The 12,691-nt window shown below is 56.9% G+C and carries 13 protein-coding genes and 1 tRNA gene; 6 read left to right on the top strand and 8 right to left on the bottom strand.

Annotated features, from left to right (window positions below):
* Positions 1 to 126: 126 nt before the first annotated feature.
* The 6 genes from acnD to punC all read right to left on the bottom strand — a co-directional run bounded on the left by acnD (position 127) and on the right by punC (position 7,820).
* A complete protein-coding gene (gene acnD, locus LZP73_RS14120) occupies positions 127 to 2,736 on the bottom strand; it encodes a Fe/S-dependent 2-methylisocitrate dehydratase AcnD (protein WP_234235640.1) in 2,610 nt (869 codons plus the stop codon).
* Positions 2,737 to 2,871: 135 nt separating this feature from the next.
* Positions 2,872 to 3,996, bottom strand: coding sequence for a bifunctional 2-methylcitrate synthase/citrate synthase (gene prpC, locus LZP73_RS14115; protein ID WP_234235639.1), 1,125 nt, complete (start codon positions 3,994 to 3,996; stop codon positions 2,872 to 2,874).
* Between the two features lie 95 nt (positions 3,997 to 4,091).
* Positions 4,092 to 4,970, bottom strand: a complete 879-nt coding sequence (prpB, locus tag LZP73_RS14110; protein ID WP_234235638.1) for a methylisocitrate lyase — start codon at positions 4,968 to 4,970, stop codon at positions 4,092 to 4,094.
* 45 nt (positions 4,971 to 5,015) lie between these two features.
* Positions 5,016 to 5,675, bottom strand: a complete 660-nt coding sequence (locus tag LZP73_RS14105; RefSeq protein ID WP_234235637.1) for a GntR family transcriptional regulator — start codon at positions 5,673 to 5,675, stop codon at positions 5,016 to 5,018.
* Positions 5,676 to 6,409: 734 nt separating this feature from the next.
* Positions 6,410 to 6,500: transfer RNA gene (locus tag LZP73_RS14100), tRNA-Ser, on the bottom strand.
* Between the two features lie 108 nt (positions 6,501 to 6,608).
* A complete protein-coding gene (gene punC / locus LZP73_RS14095) occupies positions 6,609 to 7,820 on the bottom strand; it encodes a purine nucleoside transporter PunC (protein WP_234235636.1) in 1,212 nt (403 codons plus the stop codon).
* A 142-nt stretch (positions 7,821 to 7,962) separates the two neighbouring features.
* Between punC and punR the strand changes: the two genes are divergently transcribed.
* The 6 genes from punR (at position 7,963) to LZP73_RS14065 (ending at position 11,174) form a co-directional block, all read left to right on the top strand.
* The gene (gene punR / locus LZP73_RS14090) at positions 7,963 to 8,865 is read left to right on the top strand and encodes a DNA-binding transcriptional activator PunR (RefSeq protein WP_169562612.1); all 903 of its coding nucleotides are present in this window, start codon (positions 7,963 to 7,965) and stop codon (positions 8,863 to 8,865) included.
* A 156-nt stretch (positions 8,866 to 9,021) separates the two neighbouring features.
* Complete coding sequence (locus LZP73_RS14085) at positions 9,022 to 9,681, top strand: Bax inhibitor-1/YccA family protein (protein ID WP_234235635.1); 660 nt, start codon at positions 9,022 to 9,024, stop codon at positions 9,679 to 9,681.
* A gap of 120 nt (positions 9,682 to 9,801) precedes the next feature.
* Positions 9,802 to 10,191 carry a sulfurtransferase complex subunit TusD gene (gene tusD, locus LZP73_RS14080; protein ID WP_169562616.1) on the top strand — a complete coding sequence of 130 codons (390 nt, stop codon included), beginning with the start codon at positions 9,802 to 9,804 and terminating at the stop codon, positions 10,189 to 10,191.
* Position 10,192: 1 nt separating this feature from the next.
* Positions 10,193 to 10,549 carry a sulfurtransferase complex subunit TusC gene (gene tusC, locus LZP73_RS14075; RefSeq protein WP_234235634.1) on the top strand — a complete coding sequence of 119 codons (357 nt, stop codon included), beginning with the start codon at positions 10,193 to 10,195 and terminating at the stop codon, positions 10,547 to 10,549.
* On the top strand, positions 10,549 to 10,830 hold the full coding sequence (gene tusB, locus LZP73_RS14070) for a sulfurtransferase complex subunit TusB (RefSeq protein WP_234235633.1): 282 nt from the start codon (positions 10,549 to 10,551) through the stop codon (positions 10,828 to 10,830). Before tusC ends, tusB begins: the two co-directional genes overlap by 1 nt.
* Positions 10,827 to 11,174 (top strand): TusE/DsrC/DsvC family sulfur relay protein, encoded by a 348-nt coding sequence (locus LZP73_RS14065; protein ID WP_234235632.1) that lies wholly within the window; start codon positions 10,827 to 10,829, stop codon positions 11,172 to 11,174. Before tusB ends, LZP73_RS14065 begins: the two co-directional genes overlap by 4 nt.
* Positions 11,175 to 11,257: 83 nt before the next feature.
* Here LZP73_RS14065 and LZP73_RS21340 read toward each other — a convergent pair whose 3' ends face one another.
* Both LZP73_RS21340 and serS read right to left on the bottom strand, forming a co-directional pair.
* Positions 11,258 to 11,380: a hypothetical protein gene (locus tag LZP73_RS21340; RefSeq protein WP_267960190.1), complete on the bottom strand. Its 123-nt coding sequence runs from the start codon at positions 11,378 to 11,380 to the stop codon at positions 11,258 to 11,260.
* 18 nt (positions 11,381 to 11,398) lie between these two features.
* Positions 11,399 to 12,685 carry a serine--tRNA ligase gene (serS, locus tag LZP73_RS14060; RefSeq protein WP_234235631.1) on the bottom strand — a complete coding sequence of 429 codons (1,287 nt, stop codon included), beginning with the start codon at positions 12,683 to 12,685 and terminating at the stop codon, positions 11,399 to 11,401.
* Positions 12,686 to 12,691: the final 6 nt, after the last annotated feature.

The following is a 12,691-nucleotide window of genomic DNA, read 5'->3' as shown; positions in this document are numbered from 1 at the left end:
TCCTTTGTGCTCTCTTGCAAGAGCTTGTACTGGCTGTAAGTCTGAGCCCAGGAAAGAATGGCGGTATATTGCTATACCGCCATTGTCATCGGCTTAAGTGTCTTCCTGGATGAAAGAGACGCCTGGCTAGTGGGCGCTGGCCTCGAGGAAGTCCTGGGCGAAGCGCTGCAGCACGCCGCCGGCGTCGTAGATGGACACTTCCTCTGCGGTATCCAGGCGACAGGTCACAGGCACTTCGACACGCTCACCGTCCTGGCGGTGGATGATGAGTGTCAAAGTGGCACCCGGCGTCGGCTTGCCGGCGACATCGAAGCTCTCTGTGCCGTCTATGTGCAAGCTGTTGCGATCTACCCCGGGCTTGAATTCCAGCGGCAACACGCCCATGCCCACCAGGTTGGTCCTGTGGATGCGCTCGAAGCCTTCGGCGACTATCACTTCCACCCCGGCCAGGCGTACGCCCTTGGCGGCCCAGTCACGGCTGGAGCCCTGACCATAGTCGGCACCGGCTATGATGATGAGCGGCTGTTTGCGCTCCATGTAGGTCTCAATCGCTTCCCACATGCGCACTACCTTGCCCTCTGGCTCGATGCGTGCCAGGGAGCCCTGACGCACACTGCCGTCTTGCTGCTTCACCATCTCGTTGAACAGCTTGGGGTTGGCGAAGGTGGCGCGCTGGGCCGTCAGGTGATCGCCCCTGTGGGTGGCGTAGGAGTTGAAGTCTTCCTCCGGCAGGCCCATCTTGGCGAGGTATTCACCGGCGGCGCTGCCCGGCATGATGGCGTTCGATGGCGACAGGTGATCTGTGGTGATGTTGTCACCCAGCACAGCCAGGGGACGCATGCCCTTCATGGTGCGCTCACCTGCCAATGCTCCTTCCCAATAGGGAGGACGGCGTATGTAGGTGCTCTGTGGACGCCAGTCGTACAGGGGGCTGACCTTGTCGCCATAGTCGACGCTCAGGTTGAACATGGGCTCATAGACCTTGCGGAACTGCTCCGGCTTGACGCTCTTGGCAATCACGGCATCTATCTCGGCATCATCCGGCCAGATGTCCTTGAGAGTCACGCTCTTGCCTTCTTTATCCAGTCCCAGCACGTCTTTTTCTATGTCGAACCTTATGGTGCCGGCGATGGCGTAGGCCACCACCAATGGCGGCGACGCCAGGAAGGCCTGCTTGGCATAGGGGTGGATACGGCCGTCGAAGTTGCGGTTACCGGACAGCACGGCTGTGGCATACAAGTCGCGCTCGACCACTTCCTGCTGGATAACAGGATCCAGAGCGCCGCTCATGCCATTACAGGTGGTGCAGGCAAAGCCGACTATACCGAAGCCCAGCTGTTCCAGCTCCGGCAGCAGGTCCGACTCTTCCAGATACAGCTGCACCGCCTTGGAGCCGGGCGCCAGCGAGGTCTTGACCCAGGGTTTGCGGGTGAGGCCTTTGGCGTTGGCGTTGCGGGCCAGCAGAGCGGCGGCAATCACGTTGCGCGGGTTGCTGGTGTTGGTACAGCTGGTGATGGCGGCGATGATCACTGCGCCGTCCGGCATCAGGCCGGGCTCGTTCTCCACCACACCCGAGATGCCGCGTGCGGCCAGTTCACTGGTAGGTACCCTGGCGTGGGGATTGGATGGCCCGGCTATGGTGCGCACCACGCCGGAGAGATCGAAGCTCAGGGTGCGTTCGTACTCGGCATTTTTCAGGCTGTCGGCCCACAGACCCGCTTCTTTGGCATAGGTTTCCACCAGTTTGACCTGGCTCTCGTCACGACCGGTGAGGCGCAGATAGTCTATGGTCTGGCTGTCTATGTAGAACATGGCCGCGGTGGCGCCGTACTCAGGCGTCATGTTGGAGATGGTGGCCCTGTCGCCGAGCGTCAGGTGGGCGGCGCCCTCGCCGAAGAACTCAAGATAGGAAGACACTACCTTCTGGGCGCGCAGAAACTCGGTCAGTGCCAACACTATGTCTGTGGCCGTGATCCCGGGTTGCGGCTTGCCGGTGAGCTCTACCCCTATGATGTCCGGCAGGCGCATGTAGGAGGCGCGTCCCAGCATCACGCTTTCGGCTTCCAGGCCGCCGACACCCACTGCGATGACGCCGAGCGCATCCACGTGTGGGGTGTGGCTGTCTGTGCCCACCAGAGTATCCGGGAAGGCTATGCCCCGGCCGGTTTCATCTTGCTGGGCATGGATCACGGGCGACATCTTCTCCAGGTTGATCTGGTGCATTATGCCGTTGCCCGGCTGGATCACGTCGACGTTCTTGAACGCCGTCTTGGTCCAGTTGATGAAGTGAAATCTGTCTTCGTTGCGTCTGTCTTCGATGGCGCGGTTCTTCTCGAAGGCGTCCGCCTCGAAGCCGCCGTGTTCCACCGCCAGCGAGTGATCGACGATCAGCTGGGTCGGCACCACAGGGTTGACCTGGGACGGATCGCCGCCCTTGAGGGCGATGGCGTCGCGCAGACCGGCGAGATCCACCAAGGCCGTCTGGCCGAGGATGTCGTGGCACACGACGCGGGCCGGAAACCAGGGGAAATCCAGGTCGCGCCTGCGCTCTATCAGCTGCTCCAGCGCAGGCTTAAGCATGGCGGGGCTGCAGCGGCGCACCAGGTTTTCCGCCAGCACCCTTGAGGTATAAGGCAGGCCAGCGTAGGCGCCGGGCTTGATGGCATCGACCGCGGCGCGGGTATCGAAGTAATCCAGCTCTGTGCCGGGTAAGGCCTTGCGGTATTCGGTATTCATAAACTCATCCACAGAATAGGTTCGGGAAATGCGCCATGGGCAATGGCTGTATGTGCAAGGACGGGCAGCCTTGGGCTACCCGTCCTGAGCCGGCACCTATAGTCGCATCTCTGGGTCTGTCCAGCGTTTTAGCGACTATCTGGCGTCTATGGGGACGACTTTTCTTGGCTCTGGGCCAATATAGTCGGCACTCGGACGTATGATGCGGTTGTTGGCACGTTGCTCCATCACGTGGGCCGACCAGCCTGTCACCCGTGAACACACGAAGATGGGGGTGAACAGCTTGGTGGGAATCCCCATGAAGTGATAGGCGCTGGCGTGGAAGAAGTCGGCGTTACAGAACAGCTTCTTGGCGTCCCACATGAACTCTTCACAGGCGACCGAGATGTCATACAGTGACGTGTTGCCGAATTCCTTGGCCAGCTTCTCGGACCAGGCCTTGATGATCACGTTGCGGGGATCCGACTCGCGGTAGATGGCATGCCCGAAGCCCATGATCTTCTCCTTGCGCTCCAGCATGCCGGCCATCTGTACCTTGGCATCTTCGGGCGAGTCGAACTTCTGGATCATGTCCATGGCCGCCTCGTTGGCGCCGCCATGCAGCGGGCCACGCAAGGAGCCTATGGCACCCGTGACGCAGGAGAACATGTCGGACAGGGTCGAGGCGCATACCCTGGCGGTGAAGGTGGAGGCATTGAACTCGTGCTCTGCGTACAAGATCAGCGACACGTCCATCACTCTGCGGTGCAGATCCGATGGGGTCACGCCGTTGAGCAGCGTCAGGAAGTGGCCGCCCAAGGAATCTTCATCCGTGTTGCAGTCGATTTCGACGCCGTCATGGCTGAAGCGATACCAGTAACACATGATCGCCGGGAAGGCGGCCAGCAGACGGTTGGCCGCCTGGTTTTGCATGGCGAAGTCGGTTTCCGGCTCCAGGTTCCCCAGGAAGGAACAACCGGTACGCATCACATCCATGGGATGGGCGCTGGCGGGGATGAGTTTGAGCACCTCTTTCAACGCCTGGGGCAAGTCGCGCTGGGCCTTGAGTTCTGTCTTGTAGGCAGCCAATTGTGCCTGATTGGGCAATTCGCCGTTGAACAGCAGATAGGCCACTTCTTCGAAGCTGGCGTTGTCGGCCAGATCCGACACGTCGTAACCACGGTAGGTCAGGCCTGAGCCGGATTTACCTACGGTACACAGGGCCGTTTCACCGGCGCTCTGGCCACGAAGACCGGCACCACTGAGTTTCTTATCTACCATAATGCATTCCTTTTCTTGTTTCTGGGCCCGGGTTCAGAAAACCCGGGCGTAGGGATTTTTAAGCTAATAGCTTGTCATGACGCTTTAGTGTCAGATTACTTGTTCTTGCCTTCGGCAAACAGGCTGTCGAGCTTGCGCTCATACTCGTGGTAACCCAGGTAATCGTAGAGTTCCATCCTTGTTTGCATGCTATCGAGCACGGCTTTTTGATCGCCGTTTTCAAGGATAGCCTTATAGACAGTTTCGGCGGCCTTATTCATGGCGCGAAAGGCGCTCAGGGGATAGAGCACCATGTCAACGCCCCACTCGCCCAGCTGCTTGGTATTCCACAGCTCCGTCTGGCCGAATTCTGTGATGTTGGCCAGGATGGGCACATCCAACGCCTCGGCAAAGGCGCGGTAGTGCTCCTCGGTTTGCACAGCCTCGGCGAAGATCCCGTCTGCGCCGGCGGCAACATAGGCCTTGGCGCGTGCTATGGCGGCGTCGAGGCCTTCCTGGGCGAAGGCATCGGTACGGGCCATGATGAAGAAATCGGGATCCGTGCGGGCATCGACAGCCGCCTTGATACGGTCGACCATCTCCTCGACAGAAACGATTTCCTTGTTGGGTCTATGGCCGCAGCGCTTCTGGGCCACCTGATCTTCCAGATGCACGGCGGCGGCGCCGGCCTTCTCCATGTCGCGTATGGTCTTGGCAATGTTGAATGCCCCGCCCCAACCTGTGTCTATGTCGACCATCAGCGGCAGATCACAGGCAGAGGTGATGCGCTGCACGTCAACCAAGACGTCATTGAGCGAGGTCATGCCCAGATCCGGCAGGCCGTAGGAGGCGTTGGCGACCCCGCCACCGGATAAGTAGATGGCCTTGTGACCTATTTGCTTGGCCATCATGGCTGTGTATGCGTTTATGGTGCCAAGGATCTGCAACGGCTTGTTGTCGGCCAATGCCTGACGGAATTTCTTGCCTGCGCTCATATATTCCTCTCTTCTGTCGGTGATTTGGGTATTGGGGCTAGCCCGCTAGTTAACTAACTTTCTTTCAATATTGCTCTTCGAATACCAGATGTGCCGCCGCATCAACATTTCTGCCAGCTCGGCATCCCGGTTGGAAATGGCCTGCACTATGTGTTTATGTTCATCGAATGCCGTGGTGACCCTGGGCCCAGCCATGCCCAGCTGTACCCGGTACATGCGCACCAGATGATAGATGCCATCGAATAACAGGGAAATGAGATGGCTGTTCTTGCTGCCGAGAATGATGCGGTAGTGGAAGTCGACGTCACCCGCCTCCTGATAGTAGGACTCGCCGGTTTTCACTTCATCGAAATGGGAATTGAGCAGGCTATTGAGATCGGCAATTTCCTGATCCGTCATGTTCTGGGCCGCGAGTCTCGCCGCCATGCCTTCCAGGGATTCCCGCACCTGATACAGCTGATCCAACCCCTCGGGCGTCAAGGCCACGACCCTGGCGCCGATATTCGCCTTGCGTTCCACTATGCGGCAGGACGCCAGACGATTGATGGCTTCGCGAATGATGGCGCGGCTGACGGCATATTTTGTCGACAACTCGGTTTCGCTCAGCTTGGTTCCCGCCTGGATGACACCTTCGACAATATCGGTTCGCAGCTGAATAAAGGTCTTGTCCGCCGCGGTAACCGGCTGTTCACTCGCAAATGTCATACGGAAGTTCATCAATTAATTAACAAGGTTGTCGACAATGTAGGCGCATATTGGTGATTGGTCAAGTATAAACCCGGGATATTGTCGACAAAATGAGTGTAACAGTCGATGTACAGAGTCACAGCCCGGCCGGTTTCAACAGGAGACTAAACGCAGGGCAGCCATGGACTCATGCTGGAGAAGGCGCTGCTTTCGTATAAGACATTGGTTATCGGGTCTTTATTTGCCGGCTCGCAGATCTCGCCTGCCAGGTTTCAAACGCGAAGAGGCGCCATGCTGGTGGCCCCGGCTCTTGGACCTCGAGGTTACATACGAAAAAGGGCCACTATTGCTAGTGGCCCTTCATCTTAAATATGGCGGAGGAGCAGGATTTGAACCCTGCATGAGGGTGCTATAAACCCATGCCTGTTTTAAGAGCAGCTTTAAGGTTTGCTTTAAGATCTGCATACAAAAAAGGCCGTCATTGCTGACGACCTTTCCCGTTGAATATGGCGGAGGAGCAGGATCTAAACCCTGCATGAGAGTGCTATAAACCCATGCCTGTTTTAAGAGCTGCTTTAAGATTTGCTTTAAGATCTGCATACAAAAAAGGCCGTCATTGCTGACGACCTTTCCCGTTGAATATGGCGGAGGAGCAGGATTTAAACCCTGCATAGGAGTGCTATAAACCTATATCTTGCCTAGTAAAAATACGAAAAAGGGCCACTATTGCTAGTGACCCTTCATCTTAAATATGGCGGAGGAGCAGGGATTTGAACCCTGGATGGGCTATAAACCCATGCCGGTTTTCAAGACCGGTGCATTCAACCACTCTGCCACCCCTCCGAACGAGGCGCATATTATAAGTAAGGCGCGCCACTGTAAAGCAGTATTTTATAAATCTGCGTCGACTGCTTAACTTATGCGCAACAGTCGACCCCTTAGTCTGACTTGTCAGGCGCCCAGGTCGGCGCTGCAGCCCTGTTGCGGCAGATTGGCGGCACTTTTAGCCTTTTCTTTGAGCATGAAGCCCAGCAACACCAACAAGGCACAACCCAAGATCCCCAGGCCTATGGTGCGTTCACCCTGCTCCGCCCAGACGGCGACCAGGCTGGAGGCGCCGAAGGCGATGCTGATCTGCAGGAAGTTCTGTAACCCAGCGGCCTTGGCGGCAGACTGAGTAAATTGCTGCAGCGCATTGTTGACCACTATAGGGTAAGTGGCGCCGTTGGCGGCGGCCAATACAGAGAAGGCGATCAGCAGAGGGAAAATGCTTGCCGTTGGCAGCAACAGGGTAAAAATCACTATGGCGGCAACACAGCTGCCGAAGATGGCCAGGAGTATGCTCAGGGTCTTGTCGGCACCGACCCGCTTGATCAGAGACTTGCTGGCGTAGCCACCGACGATGAACATTATGGTCTGGGGAATGAAGCTCAAGCCGATTTCAGTCGCCTGATAACCATGCTGTTCCATCACTATGGGCCAGAGGGTCAGGTAGGCGAAGAAGGCCGCCGAACAGGCACCGAAGATGATCACATTGCCGAGATAGGTGCGATTTGCCAGCATCTGCAGGTAGCCGACACTCGCGGGTTTCTCCCCATGGTGCGCCTTGCGTGCGGGCACCAGATACCAGGTCAAGAGCACCAGCAGGAGGGCGATGGTACACAGGGCGATGAAGATGCTGCGCCAATCGAAGGCATTCAATATGCTGGCACCGACGATCGGAGCCAGTGCCGGCGATAGGGCCACCAGTGGCATTATGTTGCTGAAGATCCCCTGAGCCTTGTCGGCATCATACTGCTCTATCACTATGGCTTGCCAGATGACGGCGGCGCTGCAGGCACCGAGCGCCTGGAAGAAGCGCCCCAGGTTGAGCATGAGGATAGATTCGCTGTTGGCAATCGCCAGACTGGCCAGGGCAAACAGGACCAAACCACCGATCAGAGCGGTGCGCTTACCGAATCTGTGTACCAGGGGGCCATAGAGCAACTGGCCGATGGCCAACCCCGCCAGGAAGCAAGTCAGGGACATGGCCACTTGTGACGGGCTGGCGTCGAATGTGCCTTCAATTGCTTTGAATGCTGGTAAATACATGTCTGTAGCAATGAATCCCAGCATGCTCAGCAGTGCCAGGTAGCAGAGAAAGATAAAAAATTTCATATTCATTACGGTATCGCTCGTTAAATTCGGCAGCAAGAGTGCTGGTTTGGCAAAATAGCTCTGCAGTCTAATAACTTGCCAAAGCCATGGGAAACGTTTATTTTTGATGACTGCAATCAAATATTCTCATGGCAATGGAAGGCGGCATATGCTCTCAGAACAAGCGCTGGAACTCATAGACATAGTGGCCCGGGTCGGCAGTTTCACCGCGGCGGCGAACAAGCTGCATAAGGTGCCTTCGGCCGTCAGCTATGCAATCAAACAGATAGAAGAAGAACTTGGGGTGATGCTCTTCATCCGTCACCATCGCAGCGTCAGCCTGACCCCGGCCGGCGAACACTTCGTCAGGGAGTCCCGTGCCGTGCTGCAACATTTGGATGAGATCAAGCGCGGCACCCAGAGGGTCGCCAACGGCTGGCAACCTACCCTGTCCATCGCCCTGGATAACATAGTGCGGGCGGATCGTATCAGCGTGCTGATCGCCGATTTCTACCGTCACTTCCAGGACATAGAGCTCATCATACGCATAGAAGTGTTTAACGGCGTGTGGGAGGCCCTGGCCACGGGCCGCAGCGATGTCGCCATAGGTGCGACTACCGCCATCCCTGTGGGTGGCGTGTACCAGTATAAGGACATGGGCGAGATAGAGTGGGCCTTCCTGGTCAGTAAGCATCATCCCCTGGCAGAGATAGACAGGCCGCTGACGGACGATGAACTGCGGCCCTTCCCCTCCATTTGCCTGGAAGACACCTCGCGGGAGATCCCCAAGCGGCTCACCTGGCTGCTGGACAATCAACGCCGCCTGGTGGTACCCGACTGGATACGCGCGATAAACTGCTTCCGTGAAGGCCTGGGCGTCGGCTATATGCCGGCCCATCTGGCGAGCGCTTTCATCAAGGCCGGCGCCCTGGTGGAGAAACAGCTGGAACGACCGCTCGCCGTCAGTCCCTGCTGCTTGGCCTGGAATGCCGACAAGATGTCGCCGGCACTGGCCTGGGTACTCGACTATCTGGGCGATACCGACAAACTGCATCGTGAGTGGCTGGCTTAAGCAGATTAACTGACTGAAATGAATGGCTGCGCTTTAACAAGCATCCGTACTCGGGTATTATCGGAACTGCATCTGGCCGAGGGTGCGTTGAGCCACTGGAACAGATCCATGGCGGCTTCTCGGCTGCCAACCTTAGCTGTGTCAACGGAGATAATCATGACCCAAGAAACACTTTATGCCGGCCGCGCGTCCACACTGGAAGTGAACAAGCTGCTGAAAAATACTTATATGTTGCTGTCCATGACACTGGCCTTTTCCGCCCTGTGTGCCGGCCTCGCCATGGCACTGCAAATCAGCCCCCTGATGTCCCTGGGCCTGTCTGTCGGTGGCCTGGTGCTGTTATTCGTGACCTTGCGCAAGGCCGAATCTGCCGCAGGTATTTTCTGGGTGTTTGCCTTTACCGGTATGGAAGGCGCCTCTCTGGGGTATATGCTCAACCACTATGCCGGCATGGCCAATGGTCCGGCACTGATAATGCAGGCGCTGGGCTTGACCTCGGTGATCTTCATTGCCCTGTCGGCCTATGCCTTAACCACCAAGAAAGACTTCTCTTTCCTGCGCGGTTTCCTGTTCGCCGGCCTGATAGTGGTTATCGCCGCCGCCGTGCTTAACTTATTCCTCGGCAGTGGCGTGGTGTTCATGGCCATCAATGCCGGCGTGGCATTGCTGATGACCGCCTTCATCCTGTTCGATACCAGTCGCATAGTTAACGGTGGCGAGACCAACTATATCCGCGCAACCATTTCCCTGTATCTGGACTTCCTCAACCTGTTCATCAGCATCCTGCACTTGATGGGCATAGGCGGTGATGATTGATCCCAAATCACTAAATTTGCGCTAAAATGGCCCGCTTGAGGGCCATTTTTTATGGCGGATGATTTCATGCCCCAGATTTCAAGGCAGAGTGTTTATGACAGAAAGTCCAAGAGTGTTGCCATGAGTAAATTTATCGTGCAGGTGAACTCGCCCGCCTATGGCTCGGCCGCGAGTATGAATGCCTATCGCTTCACCAAGGCGGCGCAGGCGCAGGGCCACAGCGTCATCCGGGTATTTTTCTACCAGGACGGCGTGTTTAACAGCAATGCACTCAACTGCCCGGCTTCGGATGAGTTTGACCTGACCCGGGCCTGGACCGAACTGGCCAATGACACAGGGCTCGAACTGGTCAATTGCGTCTCGGCGGCGCTCAGGCGCGGCATTCTCTCCGAGCAGGATGCCCGCGAGAATGCCAGGGAACACTGGAACCTGGCGTCGCCCTTCGTCATGGGCGGACTGGGCGAGCTGGTGACAGGCATAGAGCAGGCCGACAGAGTGGTGAGTTTCTAGTATGAAGAAATTATGCATAGTGTTTCGCCGCGCTCCCCATGGCACAGCCCATGGCCGCGAGGGACTGGATCTGGCGCTGCTCAGTGCCAGCTTCGAGCAGGAGGTGAGCTTGCTCTTCATGGACGAAGGTGTGCTGAACCTGTTGAAACAGCAGCAACCCGAACTCATAGGCGCCAAGGACTACATAGCCACCTTCAAGGCCCTACCCCTGTATGATGTCGAGACAGTGCTTGTGTGCAAGCAGTCCCTGGCAGAATTGGGCTTGAGCACAGGTCTGCTGTCCATTCCTGTGACTGTGTTCAATCACGAGCAAATTGCCGGCCATCTGGCTCAGGCAGATGAGGTCCTGGTCTTCTGATGATACTCCACCATATTCAAACGTCCCCGAACAACGACAGCGCGCTCAAGCTATGCCTGCGTTATGCCCGCAAGGAAGACACTATTCTGCTGGCGGGCAATGGCGTCAATGCCCTGTTGCAACGTCAATGGGCCATGGCGCTGTCACCCTTCAAGCTCATGTTGTTGCAACAGGATGTGCAGGCCCGCGGCCTGGGTGAGCTGTTGAAGAATTTTACGCAGATAGACTATGCAGATTTTGTCGATCTGTCACTCAGTCATACCAAGGTGATCAGCTGGTGAGTCATACAGAGAGTTATATCGAATATCAAGGCAAACAGATAGCCACGGATCCCCAGGGCTACCTGAAGAATGTTGCCGACTGGAATGAACAACTTGCCGAGATCCTCGCCGCGGCCGAAGACATAGAGCTCACCCCGGCCCATTGGGAAGTGATACATTTCGTGCGTAACTTCTACCTGGAATACAAGACCAGCCCGGCGATCCGTGTGTTGGTCAAGGCGCTGGGCCAGGCATTGGGGCCGGATAAGGGCAACTCCAAATACCTCTACACCCTGTTCCCTATCGGCCCGGCGAAACAAGCGACCAAGATTGCCGGCCTGCCGAAACCGGCCAAGTGTCTCTAGTCCTGATCTCCATGGGTCAGGCAACAGCGACAGGCAAGGAAAATTGAGATAAAAAAAAGCGCCGAACTCGTGTCGGCGCTTTTTTACCAGAGGTGTTGCAGCACCAGCCAGAGCGCTTTGCCTAAGGTCGTCAACATGACCCCTGAAAACAGGCTTATGATGACGACATAGGAAAGCCAGCGAAGATAACGCTGACCCTTGTCCATCGAATATCAATCAACTCCTTAGCCGATCTTATCGATGCCGCCCATGTAAGGACGCAGTACGTCTGGCACTGTGATGCTGCCGTCGGCATTCTGATAGTTTTCCAGTATGGCCACCAAGGTACGGCCGACCGCCAGACCCGAACCGTTGAGGGTATGGAGCAAGGCCGGCTTGTTATCCGCCTTGTTGCGATACCGCGCCTGCATTCTGCGGGCCTGGAAATCTTTCATGTTGGAACAGGAGGAGATTTCCCTGTAGGTGTTCTGCGCCGGCAACCAGACCTCGATATCGAACGTCTTGCTGGCACCAAAGCCCATGTCGCCCGTGCATAAGATCACTGTGCGGTAAGGCAGGCCGAGCAGCTGCAGCACTTTCTCTGCGTGACCGGTCAAGGCGTCCAGGGCGGCCATGGAATCTTCGGGCTTAACCAGTTGCACCAGTTCCACCTTGTCGAACTGATGTTGGCGTATCAGACCCCGGGTGTCTTTACCGTAAGAGCCGGCTTCGCTGCGGAAACAGGCGGTCAGCGCGGTCATCTTTATCGGCAGTTCGTCTTCATCCACTATGGCGTCCCGTACCAGGTTGGTCAGCGGCACTTCGGCGGTCGGGATCAGGCTCAGGCCCTGGCCCTCTTCGGTAGCGGGTTGGGTATGGAAGAGATCTTCACCGAACTTGGGAAGCTGACCCGTGCCCAGCAGGCTGTCGGCATTGACCAACAGGGGCACATAAGTTTCCCGGTATCCATGCTGCTCTGTATGCAGATCCAACATGAACTGGCCTATGGCACGGTTCAGGCGGGCAATTTGGCCTTTCATTACTATGAAACGCGAGCCGGTGATCTTCACCGCACTCTTGAAGTCCAAACCTTGCAGGGCCTCACCGAGATCCAGGTGATCTTTCACCTCGAAATCGAAGCTGCGCGGCGTGCCCCAACGGCGCACTTCGACATTGTCGTTCTCGTCTGCGCCCAGTGGCGCCGACTCGTCCGGCAGGTTGGGCATGCTCATGGCGATGGCGTTGATCTCTTCCAGCAGCGCCGCCAGTTCGTGCTTCTTGGCATCCAGCTGTGAACCGAGATCCCCGACCTGGGCCATGATGGCGGCAACATCTTCGCCGCGGGCCTTCGCCTGGCCTATGGACTTGGAGATGGCGTTGCGCGAGGCCTGCAATTCTTCGGTGGTGACTTGCAGCGATTTACGCTGCTCTTCCAGCTTCTGCAAGCGTTCGACATCGAGAGTAAAGCCCCGGCTGGCCAGTCGGGCGGCCGTGGCTTCGAGTTCGTTACGTAAGTATTTAGGATCTAACATGTTTTA

This window comes from Shewanella sp. AS16 (assembly GCF_021412365.1).
Taxonomy (GTDB): domain Bacteria; phylum Pseudomonadota; class Gammaproteobacteria; order Enterobacterales; family Shewanellaceae; genus Shewanella; species Shewanella salipaludis.
This window is presented reverse-complemented; position numbering and strand designations above follow the sequence as displayed.